Raw genomic sequence first — 23,962 nt, 5'->3', positions numbered from 1 at the left:
CGGGTCGAGGGGGACAGCGGCTGACGGTGGGCCGGTCGCGGATCAGGTCTGCCGAGGCCCGTGCGTGCGGGCCACCAGGAGTGCCACGTCGTCCTCGGGCGGGGCCTGCGCCGTCATCCGTGTGATGACGCGGGTGCACAGGTCGTCGAGGTCAGCCGGCGGGTGCCGGACTGCGGCGGTCAGCCGGTCGAGTCCGGCGTCGATGTCGTCCTCCCGGGTCTCGACCAGTCCGTCGGTGAACAGGGCGATCACCGTGTCGTCGGGGAGTTCCAGCTCGACGGACTCGTACGGGCTGGTGCCGGCCCCGATAGGCGGGCCCACCGGTGTGCTGGGGATCGCCGCGTGGCCGTCGGGGGTCACGAGGACCGGCGGCGGGTGGCCGGCGCGGGCCAGGGTGCACGTGCGGTCGGCCGGGTCGTAGACGGCGTAGAGACAGCTCGCCCCCGTTATCGACGGATAGCCGGTGGCCGTCCAGGTGTCCCGCCGTGCGAGTTGGACGGCGACCTTGTTGAGGTTGTCGAGCAGTTCGGCGGGGGGCTGGTCCAGCACGGCGAGCGTGTGGACCGCCGTGCGCAGGCGGCCCATGCTGGCGGCGGCATGGATGCCGTGTCCGACGACGTCCCCGATGACCAGCGCGATCCGGCCGCCGGGCAGCTCGATCGCGTCCATCAGGTCGCCGCCGACCCCTTCGTACCGTGCGGACGGCAGGTAGCGGCTGGCCAGGTCGACCGCGGCACCGCCCGACAGATGCTCCGACAGGAGGCTGCGCTGCAAGGTGAGGGCGGCGGTGCGCTCGCGGGTGTAACGGCGGGCGTTGTCCAGGCTCAGTGACGCCTGGACGGCCAGCTCCTCCGCCAGCAGCAGGTCGTTCCGGGAGAAGGGGACGACGTTCTCGTTCCGGGCGAAGGAGACGAGGCCGAGGATGGTGCCGCGCGCCTTGAGCGGGATCGTCATCAGCGAGTGCATGCCCGTCTCACGGACGCGCCGCCTGCGGACGGGGTCGCGCGCCAGCCACGTCCCCGGCCCTGATTCCAGGATCGGGTTGAGATAGGACCGGCCCTCACGCAGCGCCGCGAGGTACGGCGACCCGAGAGCCACGTACACCACTTCGCCCACCTTGTAGGGAGCCTCAGGCACTCCGTCGTGGATGGAGGCCATGCCCGCCCGGCGGAAGACGGGGATGCCGAGCTCTCCCTCGTGCATGCGCTCCAGCGGTTCCTCACCCAGGGGCACTGCCTCGGCCAGGTCCACCGCGACGTAGTCCGCGAGGGCGGGGACGGCCATGTCGGCGAGTTCCTGCGCGGTGGTCAGCACGTCGAGAGTGGTGCCGATGCGCTGGGCCGCCCTGCTGAGCAGCGCAAGGCGCTCCCGCTCCCAGCTGCGGGTGATGTCCAGGGAGACCGAGCACATACCCGGCAGGGTGCCGTCCCTCGGTGCGAGCGGGAACAGCGAGGAGGAGAAGACGAGCTCCCGGCCGTCCTCGGGGGACACCCACCGCACGACGTGGTTGCCGACCGGCTGCCCCGATTCGAGTACCCCCCGCAGCACCGGCCCGACGGATGTGCGGTCGAAGCCGCGCAGGACCCTGAGCACCGACTCTCCGGGGTTCCCCTCGGTGGGCAGACCCATCAGCTCCTTGGAGGCGCGGTTCAGCCACATCAGCCGCATGTCGGAGTCCCACACGGCCACCGCGAGCGGCGACCGGTCGAGGAGCCCCTCCTCGCCGTCCCCTGCTTCCGCGCCGCCCGCCGCTCCCGTGACGGCGACGAACCAGCAGTCCTCACCGTTCGTGCCGCCGGCGGCGACGATCTCCACGGTCAGAGGCAGGACGCGGCCGTCCTGGTGCCTGGCCTCCACCACGGCGCCGGCGCTCTGCCGGCTGCCGCGATTTCCGACGGCGCCCGGAGCCGCGGACCACGACAGCGCGTCGACCGGCCCTTGCGTGAGCCGTTCCACTGACCGCCCGACGACCTCCTCGGCGCGGTAGCCGAGCAGCCGGCGGCAGCCGTCGCCCCATGCCAGGACGGTCCCGTTCGAGGCGACCAGGGCCAGAGCGGGGGCGGCGACATCGGAGGCGCTCGCCGTGAAGTCGACGGACGCCTGCCCCGTACCAGCTCCAAGCCTGTGTGCCATCGCGATACCTCCGTGGCCACGTCTCAGCGCCGGCCGACCTCGTCGGAGCCGACCATTCCGCTTCTTCAACCGTACGAGAGCGGTGCGACTCGCCGCGCATCGCAGGGTGACGGAGTGGTGGCCACGTTCCGCATGCGCCCCACTACTCCTGGTACGCGGAACCGATCGGCTCCGCCCTGACGTGCGGCGACCGGGACGGCGGCGGTCAGGCGCGGTCGGTCATGAGTGGCTGTGGGCAGGTTCCGGTTCGTGCTGCTCCGTCCGGTCGCGTCGGGGGAGCAGCAGGGGGCTGGTGAGGATGGGCAGTCCCGTGACGGTGAGGGCGGTGCGTGTGGTGGTGAGGTCGGCGAGCAGTCCGGCGAGGGCGGTGAGGAGGGCGATGGAGGCCTGCTGGCCGATGGACCAGGCGGACAGGGTGCGGGCGATGAGATGCCTGGGGGTGTGTTCGAGCCGGTAGGTGGCGAGCACCGGGCTGTACAGGCTCATGTTGATGATGATCGCGAGCTCGACGGCCATCACGGTGACGAGACCGATGACGCCGGGACGGGTGAAGGCCAGGCCGATCAGCCAGACGGCGCGCAGGGTGCCAACGGTCCGGAAGACCGCCTGCCGGCCGTGGCGGGCCGCGACACGGGCGGCCAGCCGGGAGCCGATGAGGCCGCCGAGGCAGGGGACGGCGAAGGCGAGGCCGTATCGCCGAGGATGTGCTGCCAGCCGTCGAGCAGGGCGCCTGCCCGGAGCGGGCTGCTCCCGGTCTTCCGCGGTGCTTCCTCCCGGCCGCGTACGGCAGTGATGGCCAGTGCGGAGAGCAGGTCGCTGAGCGCGTCGGCGACCACGGTGGTGACCGGGCCGAGCAGGCCGATCGCCGCCCCGCCCAGCGGTGGCCCGATCGCGATGGAGCTCCAGTTCGTCGACTCGGACCGGGCGTTGGCCACGAGCAGGTCCTCTTTGCGGACGAGGGCCTTGAGGTAGGCGCCGCTGGCGGCGTTGAAGGCGATCTTGGCGGCGGCGACCACGGCGGAGACCACCAGCAGGTGGACGAAGCCGAGCCGGCCGACGGCGTAGGCGACCGGGATCGTCGCCATGACGGCGAACCGGGTCAGGTCCATCGCGATCATGACCGGGCGCTTGGGGCGGAACTCCACCCACGGCGCGAGCGGCACCGCGATCAGCGCCCCTACCGCCGGGCCCACCGCGGACAGCGCGGACACCTGCGCGGGGCCGGTATGCAGCACCAGGACGGCGATCAGCGGCAACGCCCCGAACCCCAGCCCGGACCCGTACGCGCTGATCGCATACGCCGTCCACAGCCAGCCGAACTGCCGGCCCAGCGGTCTCCTGCCCCTCATGCTCAGCGCGCTCCTCGTGCCGTCCCACCCGAACAAACCGACGTTGACCGGGGAGTGCCAAGCGGGCAGCGCAACAGCAGGTCAAACAACCGATCTGCCGGCCGTTCACAACCCTTGGTTGTTCACTAAGGTGGCCGGCGTGGACCTCGAAGCAGTACGCACCTTCGTCACCGTCGCGGAGGCGGGCCGGTTCCAGGAGGCCGCCACCGACCTGTCGATCACCCAGCAGGGCGTGTCCAAACGCATCGCCACGCTGGAGCGCACCCTCGGGCCGCGGCTGTTCACCCGCACCCCGCGCGGCGCTGAACTCACCATCGACGGACAGGCGTTCCTGCCCCACGCGCGCGAACTGCTGCGGGTGGCCGAGCGCGGGATCGCCTCGGTGTGGAGCGGCCACCGGCCCCTGCGGGTCGACATCATCGCCTCGCGCAGCGCGCAGTCGGGCCTGATGCGCGGCTTCCACCGCACCCACCCCGACATCGAACTCGACGTGGTGATGCTGTTCGACATCGAGACGGCCGTCGCCGCCATCCGCTCCGGTGCGGTCGACGCGTCCTTCCGCGCCGTCACGGCCCCCGGCCGGCCGCTGCCGGACGACATCGCCGCCGTCCGGGTGCTCGACGAACCGCTCCAGCTCCTCACCGGCCCCGCCCACGCCCTGGCCGGCGCCCGATCGGTGTCCCTCGCCCAGCTCGCCGGGCACCGGATCTGGATGCCGGGCATCGTTCCCGGCACCGAGTGGGGCGCCTACTACGACGACCTCGTCGCCGAGTTCGGCCTCACCATCGAGGCGACCGGCCCCAACTTCGGCACCGACGCACTCCTCGACACCATCGCCGACACCCCGGCGCTTGCCACCTTCATGGGCGAGCCCACCCGCCTCGTCTGGCCCGCCGGGCACGGCCTGCGCCGCATCCCGGTGACCGACCCGACGCCCGTCTACCCGCACTCGCTCCTGACCCACCGCGACAACCCCCACCCGGCGCTGACCACCCTGCACGCGCACCTCGCCGCGGCCACCGCCGGCCAGGACGCCACCGGGGCATGGGCGCCGGCCTGGGCGATCCCGCGCTGAGCGGGCGGGGACGTGCGGCCCTTGGCCCGTCGGCGGTCGTCGCTCGTGAACGGGGCGCGGCGGCCCGGGGCTGTCCGCGGTCAGACGGCCGGGTCGGGCATGATCTCCCGGACCTCCTGGGGGCAGCGGCACGCGGCGGCGAACCTGGCGGCCCACTTCAGCGCGTCCTCGCGTGAGGGCACGTCGACGACCGAGAAGCCGCCGAGGACCGCCTTGGTCTCCGGGAACGGGCCGTCGGTGACCGTCCCGTCGGTGGCCACGACGCTCGCCTGCTGCCTTTCCAGTCCGCCGCCGAAGACCCACACGGCAGCGTCCTGAGCCGCCCGCACCACCTCGTGCGCGGCCTCGCCGACCTCCGGCAACTCCCCATCGGGAACGACCATCGTGCCGTCGTCGAACGAGATCAGATACCGTGGCATACGTGCCTCCCTGGTTCCGGCCGCCTCAGCCTACGACCAACACCTCCGAGCGGAACGGATCTTCCCCCGATTGCCGGGTCGATGCGGCGAGAGGGTGGACGGCGGCAACACCCCTGCCCCGCTGCCCGACTTGGCGCGGCGGCAGGCCGAAGTGCGCGCGGGCCGGAACCGGTGGAGTGACCGGGACGTGTTTCCCTTCGATCACCGGAGGCGGGCTCGTACCGGCCACCGCGACAGGGGGAACGATGGGACGCACAGCTCTCGCAACAGGCACTGCCGCCATCCTGCTGGCGCTGTCCGCCTGTTCGTCCCACCCGGACGACAGCAACGACGACGGCCACGACCACGTCACGCTGATGCGGCAGACCACTCACGGAGTGCGGTGGCAGCTGGACGCATGGGAGACCGGCCAAGGCCTGTGCCTGGCGGTCGACGGACCAGGGGGACCCCAGGACGCGCCGGGGGCGTCGGGGAGCGGCGCCTGCACGTTCAGCGCCCCCACGAAGAAGGAGCCGGACAACAGCTTCTGGTTCGCCGGCAACGTGCCCGGCCTTCCCGAGGGTGCGGGCGCCATCCGCTTCGGGCCGGTGCCGCCGCAGGCGTCCCGGGTCGAGGTGGCCACGCACCGGACCGTCCCCGCCGTCGTGCTGCCCGCCGGACACCACCTGCCCGACGCGCGCATCTGGTGGGCGATCGACACCCCCGGCACCTCCGCAGGTCAACCCCTGCCGAACCCGCGCCCGATCACGTCCTCCGGGCAGCCCGTCGCTCTTCAGGCCTACTGACACATCGTCAGCTCGCCGCGGCCAACCGGGCGTTCTGAGCTCGCAGCGTGAGGGCCGCGGCTTCCAGGCGGGGGAGCGAGAGGCCGAAGGTGCGGGCGCGGTTGAGCAGGTCTCCCAGGACGTTCTCCACTTCGGTCGCCCGGCCGGCGACCAGTTCCCGCGACAGCGACGAGGTGGTCGGAGCACCGGCGGCGGTCACCAGTGCCCGGACGGCTGCCTGGTCGTCCGCGCCCAGCGGATGTCCCGCCGCCGCCGCGACCGAGGCCGCTTCCTCGAAGGTCCCCACGGCGAAGCCGGTGCCGCCTTCGAGGGCCGCCACCTCACCGATCGTCCCCCGGGCCAGTGAGGTGACGGCGCCGACCGTTGCGATCATCACCCACTTGGACCACATTGCGTCGATGATCGTGTCGGGCACGCCGACGCTGAAGCCCGGGATGGACAGCGTCCTCGTCACCGCGTGTACGCGATCGGAGGCGGTGCCGTCGAGCTCGCCGATCTGGATCCGGCCGCCCGGCGCGAACTGGCGGATGCTGCCGTCCGGTTCGAGTTGCGTCACGACCTTGAGCACGCCCCCGAGGACCGCGGCGCCGAACCGCTCCGTGAGCATGTCGACATGCTTCATCCCGTTGAGGAACGGGACCAGCACCGTCTCGCTTCCGACGGCGGGCGCGACGTCGGCCATGGCCGCGGCCAGCGCGTCGGGTTTGACGCAGAGCAGCACGAGGTCGTACGGCCCGGTCAGCTCCGCGGCCGTGACGCAGCTGACGTCGACCACCTCGGCCTGCGTGCCGTCGAGGATGCGCAGGCCCTGCTCGCGCAGTTGCGCGGCGCGTCCCGGACGGACGAGGAAGTCGGCCTCGCGGCCCGCCTGCACCAGCCGGCCGCCAACATAACCACCTACGGCGCCTGCGCCGACCACCACGGTCTTCATGACGCTCCTTCGTCGAGAAACGGAGTCGAGAAACGGAGCGGACCGGATGCGTCGCAAGGGGGACCGCTTTGTCCCCACCGTAGAACGTGCAGCGGGCACGCCGGCTGCACGGCGCCTCACATGCCGGCGGATGGCCCCGCGATTTCCGGCGTCCTGATTCTCTTCGCCTCCCGCGGCGACCGCCGCAGGTGCCGGCACCCCGCGGTCAGCCACCCGCCTTGGTGAGCGCGGCCAGTTGCCCGGCTCGGGCCGCGGCGATCGTCCGGGCCAGCGCCCGGCTCGCCGGGTCGCTGCCCGCCTGGCCCTCCAGAGCGGCGAGCCGGGCGGCCTGCTCCCCGTGGTCGCGCAGCCGTCGCAGGAAGAGCCGGTCGAAGGCGGCCCCCTGGCTCTCGCCCAGCGACGTGAGCTCGTCGACGGTCATCATCCCGGGCATGTGGTGGCCTTCATGGACGTTGACGGCGGGATCCTGCCCGGCACTCCGCAACAGGCCGTCCAGCGAGGCGAGTTCGGCGGCGACGTCAGGGGAGATCCGCTGCGCCAGTTGTCGGACGGCGGGGGCCGCGGCATGGCTCGGGGCCAGCTGGACCATGGCCATGACCTGCTCGTCCATCGGCTTGAGCAACTGGGCCCAGGCCAGATCGGTCGGGTCGAGCTGCCGGGCGCCCCCCGTACCCGTTGCGGAGGGCACGGCGGAGGTGGCGCCCTGCGGGGCCGGTACGGAGGCGGCCTCGGCGGAACATCCCGCGACGAGGGTCGCGGCAAGCAGGGCGGCGGCGACGCTGGGGGCTCTCATCTGCTGCACTCCAAGGGGGTGTGCTTCCCGTGCCTCCCGAGCGGGGTGCCCGCACGGTGGTGCGCACGGCGGCAGGAGCGTGGAGGGGGTGGACCGGCGGGAACGGGACCGGGAGCCGAGCCCGTTCCCGCCGGGGGCGGCGCCGTCAGGTCAGGGGTGACCGTCGGCCCCGCACTTGACGATCGGGTTGATGCAGTCGTGCACCCGGCGCGCCAGCTCGGCCTCCGGCCACACGTTGAAGAAGTCGCCGTGCATGGTGTAGCCGCCGCCCGAAGCGAGCCGGAACCGCGAGGGGTCCCCGTTGACCGGGTAGCGCAGCACCTGGCGCAGCTTGGGCACCGGCACCGGGTGGGTGGCCGGGCAGTCGCCGTTCACCGGATACGCCATGTGGCTCTTGTGGTCGGCGGAGTCCAGGTCACGGCCGTTCCAGCACTGCGGGAAGTCGAGGTAGGACTCCAGCATGGTGCCGGCCGGGCAGTTGACGAAGTCGTGCGACGCTCCGGCCTCGTTGGCGTGCAGGCAGGACCAGCGCGCGATGGTGTTGTCGTTGACACCGGTCGCCTTGGCGTTGCCCGCCACGATCCGCAGGCCCCGAGGGAAGGGCTGGATCCGCGCGATCACATCGTCGCGGACGCCTTCACCGAGGTAGTAGAAGGTCGTGCCGGTGGGCTCGACGGCGACATTGTCCGCGTACAGGGTCGGTACCCAGTACGACGAGATGTCGACCGTCGGATTGCACGAGCCGCCCGAGACTTCCAGGCTGCTGAGCGTGGAAGCGGCATTGGTCGAATCGTTGCCGAAGAAGCTGTGCATGTGCGAGGCGCCCGGCAGGTTCGGCAGCACGATGGGATCGTCGGGCAGCCGGTGGGTGTACGGGCACTCGGCCAGGAATTCGGCCACTCTGACGGCGCCGGGCGGGATGGTCGGCGGGGTGCTGGCCCCGCCTTCGCCGAACACCTGGAACTCCCAGAGCGAGACGCCCCATTGGGTGGCGCGCTGGGTGGCCAGCAGCCGGACGTACCGTCCGCTGCCGGAGACGTCGAGCGTCTGGTTGCCGCCGGTGCCGTTGGCCGTGGTCTGGATGGTGGTCCAGCTCGTGCCGTTGGCCGAGGTCTGGATCTGGAAGCCCCTGGCGTAGGCGGTCTCCCAGTTGAGCACGACCCGGCTCACCGTGGCGGTGGCGCCCAGGTCGACCTGCAGCCACTGGCCGTCGGCGGCGGCGCTCGACCACCGCGTACCGAGGTTGCCGTCGACGGCCGAGGAGGCGGGGGTGCCGCCGTTCTCGGTCGTCGAGGAGGTGGCCGTGTGGCCCTGGGAGAGCAGCGTGGGTGCGGCCTGCGCGGCCGTCGAGCTGACGTAGAGGGTGGACGCGGTGAGGCCGGTCAAGGCGAAGCCGATGAGCAGGCTCCGCCATCGGCGCGCGGGGCGCCCATGGCGGCGGGTAGGGGTGCGCGTGATCACAACTCTCCTTGTGGGGGAAGGACTTGTCGTCCTGGTGGGGGTGGCCGATCAGAAGAGAGCGCTCTCAGAGTTGGAAGGTAAAGGGATGTCCAGGTCTCGTCAATAGAACTGCCAAAACCCTGGGCGGGCGGTTGCGGGCATGGGGAGGGTTCGCGCCAGAGGGTCGGCCACGGCCCCGGGCGACCCCGGATCGGCCGGTGGTCCCCCGGTTGCCGTCGCCTCCCCACGGGGTGAGGCTGGAGCGTGCGACCGTGTGACTCCCGGTCCGCGCTGCGGACCGGCGGGTACGCGTCAGAGCGGGGTCGTCGGGCCGACCGGTCCGGTCCCACCTGGGCTCCACGAGGTCGCGGGCTTGACGCCTGCGCCGGCCGACTCTCCCGCCCCTCCTGCTCTGCACCGCTCCGCCCGGCTGCCGGGCGGGGACAGACGACAACAGGATTCCCGGCGGGCGTTCGGCGTGCACGGCGGCGGAGCGACAAAGCCTGGGCGGGCTGGAACGGGCCGTGCCGTGCCGGTGACCGGAACACGGCGGCCCGGGCCGGTGCCGCACCGCGCCGGGGGACATCGAGAGGACTCGTGCCATGACGCGTATCGCCATCAACGGATTCGGCCGCATCGGCCGCAACGCGCTGCGGGCCCTGCTCGCACGCGGGAGTGATCTGGAAGTCGTCGCCGTCAACGATCTGGCCGATCCCGCGACGCTGGCCCGGCTACTGGCCTTCGACACCACCGCCGGGCGACTGGGGCGGCCGGTGTCGGTCGACGGGGACTACCTGGTGGTCGACGGTCACCGCATCAGGGTGTTCGCCGAGCGCGACCCGGCGCGGCTGCCGTGGGCCGACCTGGACGTCGACATCGTCCTGGAGTCCAGCGGCCGCTTCACCTCCGCGGAGGCCGCCGGCGCCCACCTCACCGCAGGCGCGAAGAAGGTCCAGGTCAGCGCCCCCTCCAGTGGCGCCGACGCCACGGTCGCGTACGGAGTGAACACCGAGGTGTACGACCCGGCCGCGCACAAGATCGTCTCCAACGCCTCCTGCACCACGAACGCGCTCGCGCCGCTGGCCAAGGTCCTGGACGACCTCGCCGGGATCGAACAGGCCTTCATGACCACGGTGCACGCCTACACCCAGGAGCAGAACCTCCAGGACGGCCCGCACCGCGACCCCCGCCGCGCCCGCGCCGCCGCGGCGAACATCGTGCCCACCACCACTGGCGCCGCGAAGGCCATCGGCCTCGTCCTTCCCGGCCTCGACGGCAAGCTCTCGGGCGACGCCCTCCGCGTCCCGGTCGCCGTCGGCTCGATCGTCGAGCTCAACGCCACCGTCACCCGCGAGGTGACGCGCGATGACGTCCTCGCCGCCTACCGCGCCGCCGCCGAAGGCCCGCTGGCCGGCGTCCTCGAATACTCCGAGGACGCCCTGGTGTCCTCCGACATCACCGGCAACCCCGCCTCGTCGATCTTCGACTCCGCCCTCACCCGTGTCCACGGTCGGCACGTCAAGGTGGTCTCCTGGTACGACAACGAATGGGGCTTCTGCAACCGCGTGGTCGACACCCTCGAACTGCTCGCGGGCTGAACGAGCCGAACGAGCTTGAAAGAGCGGAGAGCTTGAACGAGCCGAACGAGCCGAACGAGCCGAACGAGCCGAACGAGCCGAACGAGCCGGACGGGTCGAACGGAAGCCGTCCCCGACCCGCCGGCCTCGGGGACGTGCCGCCAGGCGGGTAGCCCCGGCCACCCCGGCGCGCCCTTCGGCTACTCCGGGGCGATGACTTCGCCGAGCCGTTCCTCGGTGGGGCCGGCCTGCTGCAGGCCCTGCTCGAAGAGCCAGCGGACGCGTGCCATGACCTCGGGCCGCTGCACCGCCTCGAAGAAAGCCCTCAGCTGTGGCGGGAACTCCTCGTCGTCCGGAAGCGTCAGCGGATTCACCCATTGCTTGAGTTCTTCGACGCCGCGGCGGTCGAAGCGGGCGACCCGCTGCGCGAACGCCGTGACGAAGTCCTCGAACTCGGCGTCAGGGACGGCACGGTTGACGTAGCCGTAGCGCTCGGCGAGGTCCCCGCCGAAGTCCTCCGCGCCCGCCAGGATCTCGATCGCGCGTCCCCGGCCGACCAGCCGCGGCAGCCGCGCGGGGGCGCCGGCGCCCGGGCCCACGCCGGTGGTCATCTCGAACTGGCCGAGAACGGCCTTCTCCCTGCTGGCGAAGCGCACGTCCGTCGCGAGGACGAACTCGCTTCCCGCGCCCCGCGCCCGGCCGCGGATCGCGCTGACGGTCACGACCGGGAGCCTGCTGATCCGGATCAGCGCGTCGACGAAGGGGTGCTGCCCGGTGGGCCCGGCGGGCAGGGCCTCCTGCGGTGCCCCGTCGTCGGCGAGGTCCCAGTGCGCGAGGAAGTAGTCCGGGTTCGCGCTCTCGAACACGATGACCGTGACGTCGGGGTCCGCCTCGGCTGCCTCCACGAGCGAACGCAGTTCCAGGACCATCTGCGAGCCGACGAGGTTGACCGGCGGATTGTCGAAGCTGACACGCCAGAGGGACGGTGACGGTTTGGTGACCTTGACCTGTGCCATGCCGCGAACGTAACCATTCGGTCGGCTGGACGCAGTCCGGGAATCGCGCCGGACGCGCCGGCCGACCGCTCCGATCCGCCGACATGCCCGGGCATACCTGCCGGCGCGGACTGCTCGCGGTGCCGGGTCGCACTCGGCCAACGGGGGGACGACTACGTAAGCTCGCCACCGTTCGGTTGCCGCAACCGCCGGGGACCCCACGGGTCGCGTGCCGCGAGTATTGATGCGCGGGAATATACCCGCTCATGCAAGTATTGTTGCCTCGGGTGTCGCTCTCCTGCGGGAGAGGGGCACCCCGACCCGTCCGGCACCGCGACAACTCCGGAGACTCCGCATGTCCCAGCTGTTCGAGCCATACACCCTGCGGTCGCTGGTCATCCGCAACCGCGTGTGGATGGCTTCCATGTGCCAGTACAGTGCCGCGCCCACCGGGGCGGGCACAGGTACCGCGAACGACTGGCACTTCACCCACCTCGCCGCCCGCGCGGCAGGCGGCACGGGACTGATCCTCACCGAGGCCACGGCGGTCAGCCCCGAGGGCCGGATCACCCCCTACGACCTCGGTATCTGGAACGACACGCAGGTCGACGCCTTCAAGCGGGTGACCGCGTTCCTCAAGGAGCAGGGCGCCGTCGCCGGTATCCAGCTCGCCCACGCCGGCCGCAAGGCATCCACCGAGCGGCCCTGGGCGGACCGCGGCGTGCCGATCGGGCCCGGTGAGCCACTCGGATGGACACCCGTCGGCCCGAGCGCCGTCCCGTTCGGCCCGGCGTCGACCGTGCCGGTGGAACTGACCGAGGACGGCATCGGCCGGATCGTCGGGGAGTTCGCCGACGCGGCCCGCCGGGCGCTCGCCGCCGGGTTCGAGGTGGCGGAGATCCACGGCGCGCACGGCTATCTGCTCCACGAGTTCCTCTCTCCGGACACCAACCGCCGCACCGACGCCTACGGCGGCTCCTTCGAGAACCGCGTCCGCTTCCCGCTGGAGGTCGTCGAGGCCGTCCGCGAGGTGTGGCCGCAGGACCTGCCGGTCTTCTTCCGGATCTCGGCCACGGACTGGCTCAGCGAGAACGCGGACGACGACCGCGAGGGGTGGACCGCGGATGAGAGCGTGGCCTTCGCCAAGGAGTTGCAGGCCCGCGGGGTGGACCTGATGGACGTCTCCACCGGCGGCCTCGTCCCGGATGCCCGCATCCCGGCGGGCCCCGGTTTCCAGGTCCCGTTCGCCGAGCGCGTGCGCGAGGAGGCCGGCATGCCCGTCGCGGCCGTCGGCCTGATCACCGAACCGGCCCAGGCCGAGGAGATCGTGGCCTCCGGCCGTGCCGACGCGGTGCTGCTGGCCAGGCAACTCCTGCGTGACCCGTACTGGGCGCGCCACGCGGCACAGGAGCTCGGCGCTCAGCCGTACGTGCCGCAGCCCTATCACCGCTCCTAGCCCCCAGCCGGGTCACCAGTCCGCGCTGCACCTGCCGCGGCGGCGCGGACGTGACCCGGCTCAGGCTCCGGCCTGCAGGCGCAGGCCCGCCAGGGTCAGCTCCAGCGCGGAGCGGAACTGGTCGACGTCGTCGTGGCCGTCGAACTCGTCGACGATCTCGTGCACGAACGGGAAGTCCTCGGGATCGAGGGCCCGCCAGGCCTGGGCGTAGCGGCCGAGGTACTGGTCGCGATCCACGGCGCCGTCCAGGATCTCCTGGGGCGGTTCCTGGCCCATGTCGATGGCCGAGCCGACGACGACCCCCACGATCGCGGACACGGCGTGGAACCGCTGGCGCGCGCTGAGGTCGAGGCGCAGGGTCTGCCGGCCGAGCCTCTCGTACAGGCGCAGGGAGTTGCTCTGGATGTCGGTGTTGCGCATGAAGTAGGCGCCCAGCCAGGGCCGGTCCACGATCGCGTCGAACAGCGTCACGGCCATGCCGCGAAGGTCGTCGATCGGGTCGTCGCTGCCCGGAAGCCGCTCGATGTCGGCCAGCACCGTGCCGATCACGTGGTCCGTGGCCCGGTCCAGCAGTTCGTCCTTGTTCGCGACGTACCAGTAGATGCTGGCGACGCCGCCGCCCAGGCGCTGCGCCAGCGCCCGGAACGTCAGCGCAGGCGCCCCGGCCTCGTCGAGCAGGGCCACCGACTCGGAGAGCACGGACTCCATCGAGTGCGAAGCCCGTCGGCGTCCCTCGCTCGAACGGTTCTGCAGGCGTGCCATGGCTCACATCCCCTCGCGTCTTGCACAGCATCGAACGTTGTTCTATCGTAACGCATCGTACGTTGTTCGATAGTCGTACGCCGTTCGATCAGAGGACTGTCATGACTACCACCGCCATGCCTCCCAGCTCGTCACGCACCTATCCGTCCCTGCGCGCGGCCTGGATTCCGCTGGCTGCCCTCTGCCTGGCCTTCTTCGTCGAGATGGTCGACAACACGCTGCTGTCGATCGCGCTGCCCACGATCGGCCGCGACCTCGGCAGCGGGACGACCGCGCTGCAGTGGGTCACCGGGGCCTACTCGCTGACCTTCGGCGGCCTGCTGCTCACGGCCGGGTCGATGGCCGACCGGCTCGGCCGCCGCCGGGTACTGCTGGTCGGACTCGCCGTCTTCGGCTCGCTGAGCCTGTGCGTCATCCTCGTCACCACAGCCGGCGAGCTGATCGCCCTGCGGGCCGCACTCGGCATCGCCGCAGCGGCGATGGCCCCGATCACGAACTCGCTGGTCTTCCGGCTGTTCGACGACAAGGCCCTGCGGATGCGCGCCATGACGGTGATGATCATCGTCGGCATGTCCGGCTTCGTCCTCGGGCCGCTGCTCGGCGGCACCGCGCTGGCCCACGTCCGGTGGGAGTGGCTGCTCGTCGTCAACGCCCCCATCGCGGCGCTCGCGTGTCTCGGCGTCCGCCTCGGTGTCCCCGCCGACCGGCCGGAGGACCTCACCAAGGACGCGCTCGACCTGCCGGGCGCGGTCCTGAGCGTCAGCGCCATCGGGCTCGCCTGCTACTCGCTGACCAGCGGCGTCGGCCACGGCTGGCTCTCCGCGATCACCCTCGCCTCGATCGTGGGGGCCATCGTGGCCGGCACGGCGTTCGTCCGGCACGAGCGCCGCAGCTCGGCACCCATGCTGGATCTGGGCCTCTTCTCCAACGGCACCATCCGCGGCGCCGCCATCGCGCAGATCGGCACGTCCATCGCGATGGCCAGCGTGATGTTCGGGTTGATCCTGCACTTCCAGTACGCCTACGGATGGAGCCCGGTGCGGGCCGGGCTTGCCAACCTGCCCATCATCGTGACCATGCTCGCCGCGACCCCGCTGTCCGAATGGCTCGCGCGCCGGTTCGGCCACCGCGTCGCCTGCCTGGTGGGCGCCGCCTGCCTGGCCGGTTCGCTGGCCGGACTCTCCTGGGGCGTCGACCACGGTTACGCCGCCATCGCCGTCTGCATGGTGCTCATGACCGTGGGACTGCGCACCGTGATGACGATCTGCGCGGTCGCACTCGTCGACGCGATGCCGGGCAACCGCACCTCCATCGGCGCGGCCCTCAACGACACCGCCCAGGAGGTCGGTTCCAGCATCGGTACCGCGGTGGTCGGCACCCTGATCGCCGCGCTGGTCACCACCCGGCTCCCGGCGGGCACCTGGAGCAGCCACCTCGTCGCGTCGTTCTTCCACGGCGAGCGGATCACCTACGCCGTGCTCGCCGTCGTCGTCGGGCTGATCGCGGCGGGCGGCGCGCTGAGCCTCACCGACTCCCACAGCGTCGAGGAACCCGCCGCGGAAGAGCCCGCTGCCAAGGAACCCGCTGCCGAACAGGCCGCCTGACCGCGGCGTTCGTCCAGCGCACGACCGACCGGCCGCCTGGAGAAGAGGGCGAGGTGAACCGGCCCGACCGGGCCGTCAGTTCTTCTTCAGCTCTTGTTCAACTCCTCGGCGAGCATCACCAGGATTCCGCTGGGACCTCGCAGGTACGTGAGCTTGTAGATGTCCTCGTAGGTCGCCACACCGCGCAGCGGACGGCATCCGTGTCGTGCCGCCACCTCAAGGGCCTCGTCGATGTCGTCGACCGAGAAGGCGACGCGATGCATGCCGATGTCGTTGGGACGTGTGGGCTCCGACTCGATCGCCTCGGGGTGGATGTACTCGAAGAGCTCAAGGCGGCCGTGACCGTCCGGTGTCTGGAGCATCGCGATGTTGGCGTGATTGCCGTCAAGGCCGACGGCGGTGTCGGTCCATTCACCGCTGACCGTGTCACGGCCGAGGACCGTCAGGCCGAGGTCGGTGAAAAAGGAGATCGCTGCTTCGAGGTCCCGAACGGCGATGCCGACGTTCTCAAGTTTGATGGGCATGCGGTGCATGCTAGCGAGCCGGGCCGATCGGTTCCCGGATCGATATTGATCCCGCGCGCGGCCAATGGGAAGGACATCAGGCATATTTCTGCCCGTCAGGGCGGAATGCCTGCTTCCCTACAACCGAATGCGGCCCGGGGGCGTCCAATCGGCACACCGGCTCGTGGGAGGACATACGTGAAGGCACGAACTTCGCACCACAGCAGCACACCCGGCACACGGCACATACTCGGCTCGGCGATGACGGCGGCCGTGGCCGCGGCGCTCCTGCCGCTGGCCGGGGCGTTCCCGGCCGCGGCGGCCGGCGCGGGCGCCAGCGGCACCGTCGTACAGACCGGCGGGGTTCCGACGCTGGTCAACGGGTCGAGCCAACCCGCGGAACTGCACTTCGACGCGACGCTGCCGGACAGCGCCAGCGGTGAGGTGCACGCGCAGCTCGACATGTCGGACAGCCAGTTCCCGCCCGGCGGATACGACCCCTGGCGGATCACCGGTGCGCTCGGCACCGCGTTGTGCTCGGCGAACGGGGGGACCTTCACGCCCTGCGAGTGGCACACGCCGGGACACGACGAGCCCGGCGTCGGCGAGATCCTGCTCGACCTGCCGACCGTCGCGGCCGCGCCGACGGTGCACTACGACGTGAAGGTCACCGTCAACGAGAACTTCCTCCCTGAGGACCAGGACATCACCGCCGCCGTCGACGTGACGTCGGCGACCGGCACCGCGCTGGCCACCGGCCCGCTGTCGATGCACTTCCATCGGGTGGCGACCCGCGGCGAGGAGACCGCGGTCTACGCGGTCGACAAGGCCGGTGTGCTCTGGCAGTATCGCGGGACCGCGAACGCGACCGCGCCCTTCCAGCCCCGGATCAGGATCGGCGGCGGCTGGCAGGTCTACGACCTGATCACCAAGGTCCAGCCCACCAGCGCGTCCGGCTGGGGCGACCTGGTCGCCCGCGACCGCTCCGGCGTCCTCTGGTACTACCAGGGTACCGGCGACCCGGCACGGCCGTTCGCCCCCCGGGTCCGCGTGGGTGGCGGCTGGGGGCAGTACACGGCGATCACCTCCGGCGGTCAGCACGCGTACAGATCCGTCCTGGTGGCACGCGACTCCGCCGGCCACCTGTGGTCGTACGCCAACACCGGTGACGCCGCACGCCCCTTCGAGCGGCGCGTCCTGGCCGGCCACGGCTGGAACATCTACAACCTGCTGGCCCACGTCGGCAACGGCGGGCTGGGGCAGGAGGCGTCCGGGGTGATGGGACGGGACACCTCCGGCGTGCTGTGGAAGTACGACGGCTCCCGGGGCACCGACAGCCAGCCGTACGCACCACGGGTGCGGGTCGGCGGCGGCTGGCAGATCTACGACGTCATCACCAGCGCGGGCGACGCGAACTTCGACTACCGCGGTGACGTGATCGCCCGCGACGGCGCCGGCAAGCTGTGGCTCTACACCGGCACGACGAACTACAGCGTGCTCAACACGCGCACCCTGGTCGGCGGCGGCTGGCAGATCTACACCACCATCGTCTGATCCGGACGGGACCCGGGAGCCCGGCCGCACGAGCTGATCACGCCCCATCGATCGGCGGAACGCGGGCCGGGCGCCGGGTACCTTGTCCCCGACGCCCACCGGGACCGGCGGGCCGGCCTGGCGCCGTGCCCGGGCACGGGAGTACGGGCACCCCGCGCGGGGAGTCGCACAGGGTGCTGGTCGGGCGATCGGCGAGAGGAGGCGGCACGGTCGTGTGGACCGAGATACCGGAGGCGGACCTGCTGTCGGCCGGCCGCTTCGAGGAGCACCCGGGCAACGTCGTCTACCGCGACCGCGGCGCGCGGAACTGGATGGTCAGCCTCACCGTCTCCGGGAGCGCCGAATACTTCGCCGGTGACCGCCGCCTGACCACCGGCCCCGGCGACCTGGTCGTCATCACCCCGGGGACGCCCCAGCACTACCGAGCCTGCGGGGACGGTCCCTGGGGCTATTGGTGGACCCACTTCCAGCCCCGGCACAGCTGGTTCGACTGGCTGCGGTTGCCCGAGTTCGCCCCCGGCCTCAGCGTCGCCCGGCTGGGGCAGGAGCACGGGCTGCGCCACGCGGACGCGGCCTTCGCGCGTGTGCACCGCAACGCCATGTACGCCACCGTCGACGCCCCGCAGGGCCGCGTACCGGTCTCCCGCGGTCCCCGGCACGGTGCCTACGCCACCGAACTCGCCCTCAACGGCATCGAGGAACTGCTGCTGATGGCCGCCGTCGAGCACGAGTCCCGCGCCGAGCCCGGGCAGGACCCGCGGGTGCGCCAGGTGCTCGACCAGATCGCCGCGGACCCCGCGGCACCCCTCCGCGTCGACCAGTTGGCCCGCGGGGTCGCGCTCTCACCGTCCCGGCTCGCCCACCTCTTCCGCGCCGAGACCGGCGACTCCATCGGCAACGTGGTGCTGGCGGCCCGGCTGCGGCGCGCCGCGACCCTGCTGGAGACCACCGGACTGCCGGTCGGCCGGATCGGCGCCGAGGTCGGCTTCGCGTCGCCCTACTACTTCAGCCGCCAGTTCCGGCGGCGCTTCGGCGTGCCGCCCACGGCCTACCGGGCCGGCAACGGGCGGGACCGGCCCGGCAGATGATCAGGCACCGACGGCGGGACGACCGGGTTCCCAACGGTCAGCGACGTGCGGCCGAACCTTCCCGCCGGTAGCAGCTTCCGGCAAAACTCCGGCTCATGACTGCATGGCCGCCCCTGTCGGCGCCTGCATAGCCTTCCCGCGTGTCAGCGCGTCGCTGCCGCCTCGTCAGCCTTGTCGACCATGGGGGAGACCCGTGCATCCGCAAACCCAGACCGTCCGGCGCCGCTCGGTTCTCGCCGCCGGGACCGCGGCCGCTGTCACCGCCGCCGTCGGCACCGCAGCCCGCGCGACCCCTGCCGCTGCCGACACCCTCTCGACCAACGGCTACGTCGACGTCCAGCTGGTCAACATCACCGACCTGCACGGCTACATCGCCCCTCCCGGCCCCAGCGAGGGCGGCACGATACCCGACCCGGCCGGCGGCTCGCCGATCGTCACCGGGGGCGCCGCGTATCTCGCCACCCACCTCAAGCGGATCAGGGAGAGCCACTCCAACTCCCTCTTCTTCTCGGCCGGCGACAACTTCTCCGGATGGGCGTACTACGCCGACATCCAGAACAACGAGTCCACCATCGAGGTCCTCAACGCGATGGGCCTGCAGTTCTCCTCGCTGGGCAACCACGAGCTGGACAAGGGCATGGACTTCACCATGAACCACATGGTGCGCGGCAAGCACTACCCCTACGACGCGCCCTTCGAGAGCTTCCCGCTGTCCACCGGCCGGCGCTTCAAGGGCGCCAACTGGACGTACTACAGCGGCAACGTGGTGCACCGCGCCGACGGCAGCCAGCTGCTGCCGTCCTGGAACATCGAGTACGTGCGGGGCCCCGGCGGGCGCCGGCTGCCCATCGGCTTCATCCACATCACCGTCGAGGGCTGTGTCGAGGGCCCGAACTTCAACTGCTCCTACCAGCCCACCCTGAAGACCACCGATCTCATCGACAGCGCCAACCGGTCCGCCGCCGAGCTCAAGGCGCGCGGCGTCCACGCGCTGGTGGTCGTCATGCACGAGGGCGGTTACGCGGGCGACGACTACAACTCCGGCAGCAGCCCCACCGGGCCCGCCTTCGACCTGGCGGCCAAGGCCGACCCCGACATCGGGGTGATCGTCACCGGCCACTGGCACTGCCGCTTCAACATGATGATCAACGACCCGAACGGGGTGCCCCGCCCGGTCGTCGAGGCCGGCTACTACGGCCAGCTCATCAACGAGATCACCATCAAGCTGGACGCGCGCACCGGGAAGATCGTCCGGGAGCTGACGACGTCCACCAACCACGCCGTCACCCGCGACGTCCCCCAGGACGCCGAGATCGCCGACATCGTGGCCTACTGGACCGGCCGCGCCACCAAACTGGACGCCACCCCCATCGCCCGGCAGACCGGCGACCTCACCCGCGCGGCGGGCCCCTCCGGCGAGTCCACGCTCGGCAACCTGGTCGCCGACTTCCTGGTCTGGGAGTCCACCCAGTACGCCGAGAAGGGCGCCGACCGCGCTCCGCACCGCGCCGACCTCGCCATCTTCCCGAGCAAGCCCCCCAAGGCACGCTCCGCCCTCGGCGGCGACCTGCCCTACGCCAAGGGCACCGCGGCCGGCGACACCGACGGCGTGATCCTCTTCGGCGAGGCATGGAAGGCGTACGGCTTCGACAGCCCCAACATGTCCGCGACCTACACCGGCGCGACCATCCACGAGGCGCTCGAGGAGCAGTGGCAGACCACCGCCGGCGGCAGCGTGGGCTTCTACCCGCTGGCGGTGTCCGACGAGGTCCGCTACGTCTACGACACCTCGAAGCCGGTGGGTTCCCGCGTCGACCCGGCGACGGTCACCATCAAGGGGAAGCCGCTCGACCTGGACGGCAGTTACCGGCTGGCGACCAACGCCTACACGATGCTCGCCTACGACGGCTATGACGCGCTGACCAGGTACACCGACCCGGTCCGCCACTCCCTCGACCACGAGGGCTTCGTCCGCTACCTGCGCACCAGGAAGACCGTCACCCCGCCGCCGCTGGGCAGGGCGACGCCCGCGCAGCAGGCCTGAGGTGCCGGCCCCGGCGGTCCCGTTGTCGTCCGGGCGGCGTGCGGGCACCGTGAACGCATGGGACTGATCGTGCTGGTGGCCGCCGCGGCCGGCGTCGCCGCCTGGTGCTCGCGCTCGGCCCGTCGCCCTGCCGGGCGCGGGCCGGCGCGGTCGCCGTGCGCGTTCTGGCTGCTGTGGGGGCTCGCGGCGATCGCGGTGCTCGGGATCGTCTGGGCGATCGCGGCCTCCAGGAATTCCTCCTTCTTCCCCGCCGGCTTCTGAATATCCCCCTCCGTATCCAGGGGAATCGTGGGGTCCGTATGTGAGAATTCCGGATTCCGGACAGCCGGATTTCCGGGGCGCCTTCTTTCGGCGCCTGATTGGGCTCTTTCTTCCCCTACTCCTTTCCGGCGGCCTTTGCTAGCCTCGCACTGCCTGAGCTGGCTTGAGCAGTTGAGGCGGTGCCGGTTGAAGACGGCGGAGATCTTCGGCATGTCATCTGGGAAAAGGCTCGGTCCATAGCATTTCGACCGAAGGAACTGGCATGCCGGGAAACAGCAGAAGACGTCTCCGCCGTTCGCTGACGATATTGGGCGCCGCGGTCTCGCTCGTGGCGCTCGGCCTCCAGGGCGCGTCCGCGCAGCCCGCACCCCCGGGACAGACCGGGACCGTTCCCCGCCGGCACTGCCGTCGGCGCCGGCGGGGCCCATGCCGACCGGGTGACGAACCCCGACGCGTCGCTGGCCAAGGGCTGCCGGACCTCGGACGACCGTGCCGTCACGCTGGCCTCGGACGCCGACGGGCTGCACGTGATGACCGCGGACAGCTCCGCCGCCTACGCGTGGAAGAGCGTCACCACCCTCGCGGAACCCGGGATGAACGCCGACCTGTGGGTGGGCAACTACTGCCTCACCGACCGGTCGCACGCGGTCGTGGTCTACGCGCCGCGCGCGTTCACCAACAAGGAAGAGCTGATGGAGCGCGGCGCGTTCACCGCCGTGGTGGACCTGGACACCGGCGCCGCCACCAAGCTCCCGGTGACCGCGTCGCTCGCGTACTTCGACCCGTCCTGCGACACGGTGACCCACACCGCCGTGGTCACCCAGATCAAGGACGACCAGACCAAGCTGGTCAGCATCTCGGCGCAGGGCAGGCCCACGGCCGTCGCCACCGTGCAGGGCGAGGTCACCTCGGCGACCCCGACCGCCGGCGGGCTGGTCGGCGCGCTGGACCACCGGGTGGTGCGGATCGCCGCGTCGGGCGCGACCACCACGCTGGCCACCACCGACTACGTGCCGTACGGCATGCACCCGGACGCGGACGGCGTCGTCGTCTTCCTCGACCAGACCGCGAAGAGCCAGCACGCCAAGAGGATCCACGGCGGCAAGGTCGGCGTGCTCGCCACCGGCGGCCTGTCGTCGCTCGGCCTGACCGAGGGCGCCGGCGGGCAGGTCTTCCTGTCCGGCAGGCCCACCTCGACCGCGGCCCTGCCGGCGCACGTGAGGAAGGTGACGGCGCAGGCCTCGGCGGACGTCTCCACCCGCGGGGCGCTGGCCGTCACCTCGGCGGCCACGGCCGCCGTCGACGCGCAGCTGGCCGACCCGGGCAGCCCACCGGCGGCGGACGCGGCCGGCCGGGTGAGGGTGCAGGCCCAGGTCACCGCGACCGGCCACGCCGTCACCTTCGACGCCGCGGCAGGCGCGACCGGCGACCAGGCCGCCGCGCAGGGCAACGCGGTGTCGCCGTCGCTGGCGGCTCCTCAGAGCGCGACGGCCAAGGCGGCCGCCGGCTCCGCGTCCCCGAACGTCGTCACATCGCCGTCGGGCGACACGACGGCCCCGGACCGCTACTGCTCCATCACCCGCAACGACCCGCACCAGCAGGCGCTGCAGCCGACCCCGAACCAGGTCGAGTGGGCCGTCGACATGGCCATCCGCGGTGACCTGACGTCCACCTGGGTCACCCAGGGCGGCCGGCGCACCACCGAGGGCATCGGCACCGCCAACCCGCAGGGCACCGTCGCGCTGCCGCCGCTCACCGGTGGTGGTCGCATCCCGGCGGCGGTGCTGCTCGGCGTCCTCGCCCGGGAGTCCAACCTGTGGCAGGCGGAGGGCGGTGTCATCCCCGGCCAGACCGGCAACCCGCTGGCGTCGACCAACGGCTACTACGGCCACCCGGCGGGCAGCGATCTCGGCCTGGGCTACTGGGTGATCAACTGGGAGAACTCCGACTGCGGTTACGGCGTCGGCCAGATCACCGACGGCATGCGGCTGGCCTCGCACCCCAAGGGCTCCGTGCCCGCGCTGCCGGCCGCCCAGCAGAAGGACATCGCCCTCGACTACACCTTCAACATCGCCAAGGCCGCCCAGATGCTGGCCGGCAAGTGGAACGAACTCCACGCGGCCGGCCAGAAGATGACGATCAACGACGACAGCGCCTCGAAGATCGAGAACTGGTTCGCCGCGGTCTGGAACTACAACGAGGGCTACAACACCCCCGGCTCCGACGCGTCGGGCAACTGGGGCCTCGGCTGGTACGGCAATCCGGCGAACCCGATCTACAAGTCGACCCGGCTGGCCTTCCTGGACACCACCCTCGACGCGGCTGCGAACTCCGACGCCGCGCACCCGCAGGACTGGCCGTACCAGGAGCGCGTGCTGGGCTTCGCCGCCTGGTCCATCGACACCACGCGCTCCTACTCCTCCGACGGCACCCAGGACGCCCCCGGCGCGGCCGGCTTCTCCAGCGCGGGCTTCTCCCCGGCGTGGTGGCCGGGGGGTTCACCGGGCACCGGTGACCTCAACCGGCAGAACGTCAAGCCGCCGCTGGCCACCTTCTGCACGCAGGCCGGCAACGCCTGCAGCGTCAGCTCCCCGCCCACCTGCGAGACCAACGGGCAGCACGACGCGACCTGCGACCCGCCGCACTGGTGGCACCGGGCGAACACCACCTGGAAGCCGGACTGCGTCAACACCTGCGGTCAGGAGACGCTCAAGTACGCCACCCTGCGCACCGAACTGCTGGAGCGCGTGCACCAGCTCGCGCCGAACGCCCGGATCGCACTGCTCGGCTATCCACTGCTGTTCGACACCTCGGCCGTCGAGTGCGCCGACCCGGCCGGTGACACCGACCAGATCGCGGCCTGGGGCGCGTACATGAACAGCGATCTGCAGACGGCGGTCGCCCAGTCGAACACCGCTGGGAAGGCGGTCTTCTGGGCGCCCACGGCCGAGTTCTCGGGCCATCTGCTGTGCGACGGCAGTCCGGGTCTGCACGGCTTCACCAAGACACCGTCCAGTGACGTCGCATCCGATCCCCAGTGGTCGGTGACGGCCCCGAGCAGCATCGAGTCCTACCACCCGAACGACAACGGAGCGGGTTACTACGCCGCAGCCCTGATGCACGTGCTGGGCAACATCTCGTAGCGCGGTCGTCGCCCGGCAGCGGGGTGCCGGGCGACGGTCCACCAGCGGCG

At 71.6% G+C, this 23,962-nt stretch carries 18 protein-coding genes and 1 pseudogene; 10 read left to right on the top strand and 9 right to left on the bottom strand.

The window, feature by feature from the left end; genetic code table 11:
• Positions 1–42: 42 nt before the first annotated feature.
• Positions 43–2,133, bottom strand: a complete 2,091-nt coding sequence (locus OG702_RS04055) for a SpoIIE family protein phosphatase (RefSeq protein ID WP_327287491.1) — start codon at positions 2,131–2,133, stop codon at positions 43–45.
• A 219-nt stretch (positions 2,134–2,352) separates the two neighbouring features.
• Positions 2,353–3,482: pseudogene (locus OG702_RS04050) on the bottom strand (MFS transporter).
• Positions 3,483–3,621: 139 nt separating this feature from the next.
• Between OG702_RS04050 and OG702_RS04045 the strand changes: the two are divergent.
• Positions 3,622–4,557, top strand: coding sequence for a LysR family transcriptional regulator (locus OG702_RS04045; RefSeq protein WP_327287490.1), 936 nt, complete (start codon positions 3,622–3,624; stop codon positions 4,555–4,557).
• 80 nt (positions 4,558–4,637) lie between these two features.
• Here the strand turns inward: OG702_RS04045 and OG702_RS04040 are convergent, their stop codons facing one another.
• Positions 4,638–4,976, bottom strand: a complete 339-nt coding sequence (locus tag OG702_RS04040; protein WP_327287489.1) for a YciI family protein — start codon at positions 4,974–4,976, stop codon at positions 4,638–4,640.
• Between the two features lie 245 nt (positions 4,977–5,221).
• Here OG702_RS04040 and OG702_RS04035 point away from each other — a divergent pair, with 245 nt between their 5' ends.
• The gene (locus tag OG702_RS04035; protein WP_327287488.1) at positions 5,222–5,761 is read left to right on the top strand and encodes a hypothetical protein; all 540 of its coding nucleotides are present in this window, start codon (positions 5,222–5,224) and stop codon (positions 5,759–5,761) included.
• 7 nt (positions 5,762–5,768) lie between these two features.
• On the opposite strand, the gene OG702_RS04030 is transcribed toward OG702_RS04035, so the two are convergent.
• The 3 genes from OG702_RS04030 to OG702_RS04020 form a co-directional block, all read right to left on the bottom strand.
• Positions 5,769–6,692: a ketopantoate reductase family protein gene (locus OG702_RS04030; protein WP_327287487.1), complete on the bottom strand. Its 924-nt coding sequence runs from the start codon at positions 6,690–6,692 to the stop codon at positions 5,769–5,771.
• 205 nt (positions 6,693–6,897) lie between these two features.
• Positions 6,898–7,485: a DUF305 domain-containing protein gene (locus tag OG702_RS04025; RefSeq protein WP_327287486.1), complete on the bottom strand. Its 588-nt coding sequence runs from the start codon at positions 7,483–7,485 to the stop codon at positions 6,898–6,900.
• Between the two features lie 150 nt (positions 7,486–7,635).
• A complete protein-coding gene (locus OG702_RS04020) occupies positions 7,636–8,946 on the bottom strand; it encodes a DUF1996 domain-containing protein (protein WP_327287485.1) in 1,311 nt (436 codons plus the stop codon).
• Positions 8,947–9,527: 581 nt separating this feature from the next.
• Between OG702_RS04020 and gap the strand changes: the two genes are divergently transcribed.
• Positions 9,528–10,523, top strand: a complete 996-nt coding sequence (gene gap, locus OG702_RS04015) for a type I glyceraldehyde-3-phosphate dehydrogenase (RefSeq protein ID WP_327287484.1) — start codon at positions 9,528–9,530, stop codon at positions 10,521–10,523.
• 179 nt (positions 10,524–10,702) lie between these two features.
• On the opposite strand, the gene OG702_RS04010 is transcribed toward gap, so the two are convergent.
• Complete coding sequence (locus tag OG702_RS04010; protein WP_327287483.1) at positions 10,703–11,518, bottom strand: enoyl-CoA hydratase/isomerase family protein; 816 nt, start codon at positions 11,516–11,518, stop codon at positions 10,703–10,705.
• Between the two features lie 334 nt (positions 11,519–11,852).
• On the opposite strand from OG702_RS04010, the gene OG702_RS04005 reads away from it, so the two are divergent.
• The gene (locus OG702_RS04005; protein WP_327287482.1) at positions 11,853–12,953 is read left to right on the top strand and encodes an NADH:flavin oxidoreductase/NADH oxidase; all 1,101 of its coding nucleotides are present in this window, start codon (positions 11,853–11,855) and stop codon (positions 12,951–12,953) included.
• A gap of 60 nt (positions 12,954–13,013) precedes the next feature.
• Here the strand turns inward: OG702_RS04005 and OG702_RS04000 are convergent, their stop codons facing one another.
• Entirely contained in the window at positions 13,014–13,661 is a 648-nt protein-coding gene (locus OG702_RS04000) for a TetR/AcrR family transcriptional regulator (protein ID WP_327293074.1), read from the bottom strand.
• 155 nt (positions 13,662–13,816) lie between these two features.
• Between OG702_RS04000 and OG702_RS03995 the strand changes: the two genes are divergently transcribed.
• Complete coding sequence (locus OG702_RS03995; RefSeq protein ID WP_327287481.1) at positions 13,817–15,319, top strand: MFS transporter; 1,503 nt, start codon at positions 13,817–13,819, stop codon at positions 15,317–15,319.
• Between the two features lie 86 nt (positions 15,320–15,405).
• Here OG702_RS03995 and OG702_RS03990 read toward each other — a convergent pair whose 3' ends face one another.
• Complete coding sequence (locus OG702_RS03990; RefSeq protein ID WP_327287480.1) at positions 15,406–15,843, bottom strand: VOC family protein; 438 nt, start codon at positions 15,841–15,843, stop codon at positions 15,406–15,408.
• 177 nt (positions 15,844–16,020) lie between these two features.
• Between OG702_RS03990 and OG702_RS03985 the strand changes: the two genes are divergently transcribed.
• The 5 genes from OG702_RS03985 (at position 16,021) to OG702_RS03965 (ending at position 23,912) form a co-directional block, all read left to right on the top strand.
• Complete coding sequence (locus OG702_RS03985) at positions 16,021–17,376, top strand: hypothetical protein (RefSeq protein WP_327287479.1); 1,356 nt, start codon at positions 16,021–16,023, stop codon at positions 17,374–17,376.
• 212 nt (positions 17,377–17,588) lie between these two features.
• Positions 17,589–18,464 (top strand): helix-turn-helix domain-containing protein, encoded by an 876-nt coding sequence (locus tag OG702_RS03980; RefSeq protein WP_327287478.1) that lies wholly within the window; start codon positions 17,589–17,591, stop codon positions 18,462–18,464.
• 193 nt (positions 18,465–18,657) lie between these two features.
• Positions 18,658–20,508, top strand: coding sequence for a bifunctional metallophosphatase/5'-nucleotidase (locus tag OG702_RS03975; RefSeq protein WP_327287477.1), 1,851 nt, complete (start codon positions 18,658–18,660; stop codon positions 20,506–20,508).
• Positions 20,509–20,565: 57 nt separating this feature from the next.
• The gene (locus OG702_RS03970; protein ID WP_327287476.1) at positions 20,566–20,769 is read left to right on the top strand and encodes a hypothetical protein; all 204 of its coding nucleotides are present in this window, start codon (positions 20,566–20,568) and stop codon (positions 20,767–20,769) included.
• A 437-nt stretch (positions 20,770–21,206) separates the two neighbouring features.
• Positions 21,207–23,912, top strand: a complete 2,706-nt coding sequence (locus OG702_RS03965; protein ID WP_327287475.1) for a hypothetical protein — start codon at positions 21,207–21,209, stop codon at positions 23,910–23,912.
• Positions 23,913–23,962 lie beyond the last annotated feature (50 nt).

The sequence above is a fragment of the Streptomyces sp. NBC_01198 genome (assembly GCF_036010485.1).
Classification (GTDB): Bacteria; Actinomycetota; Actinomycetes; order Streptomycetales; family Streptomycetaceae; genus Actinacidiphila.
This window is presented reverse-complemented; position numbering and strand designations above follow the sequence as displayed.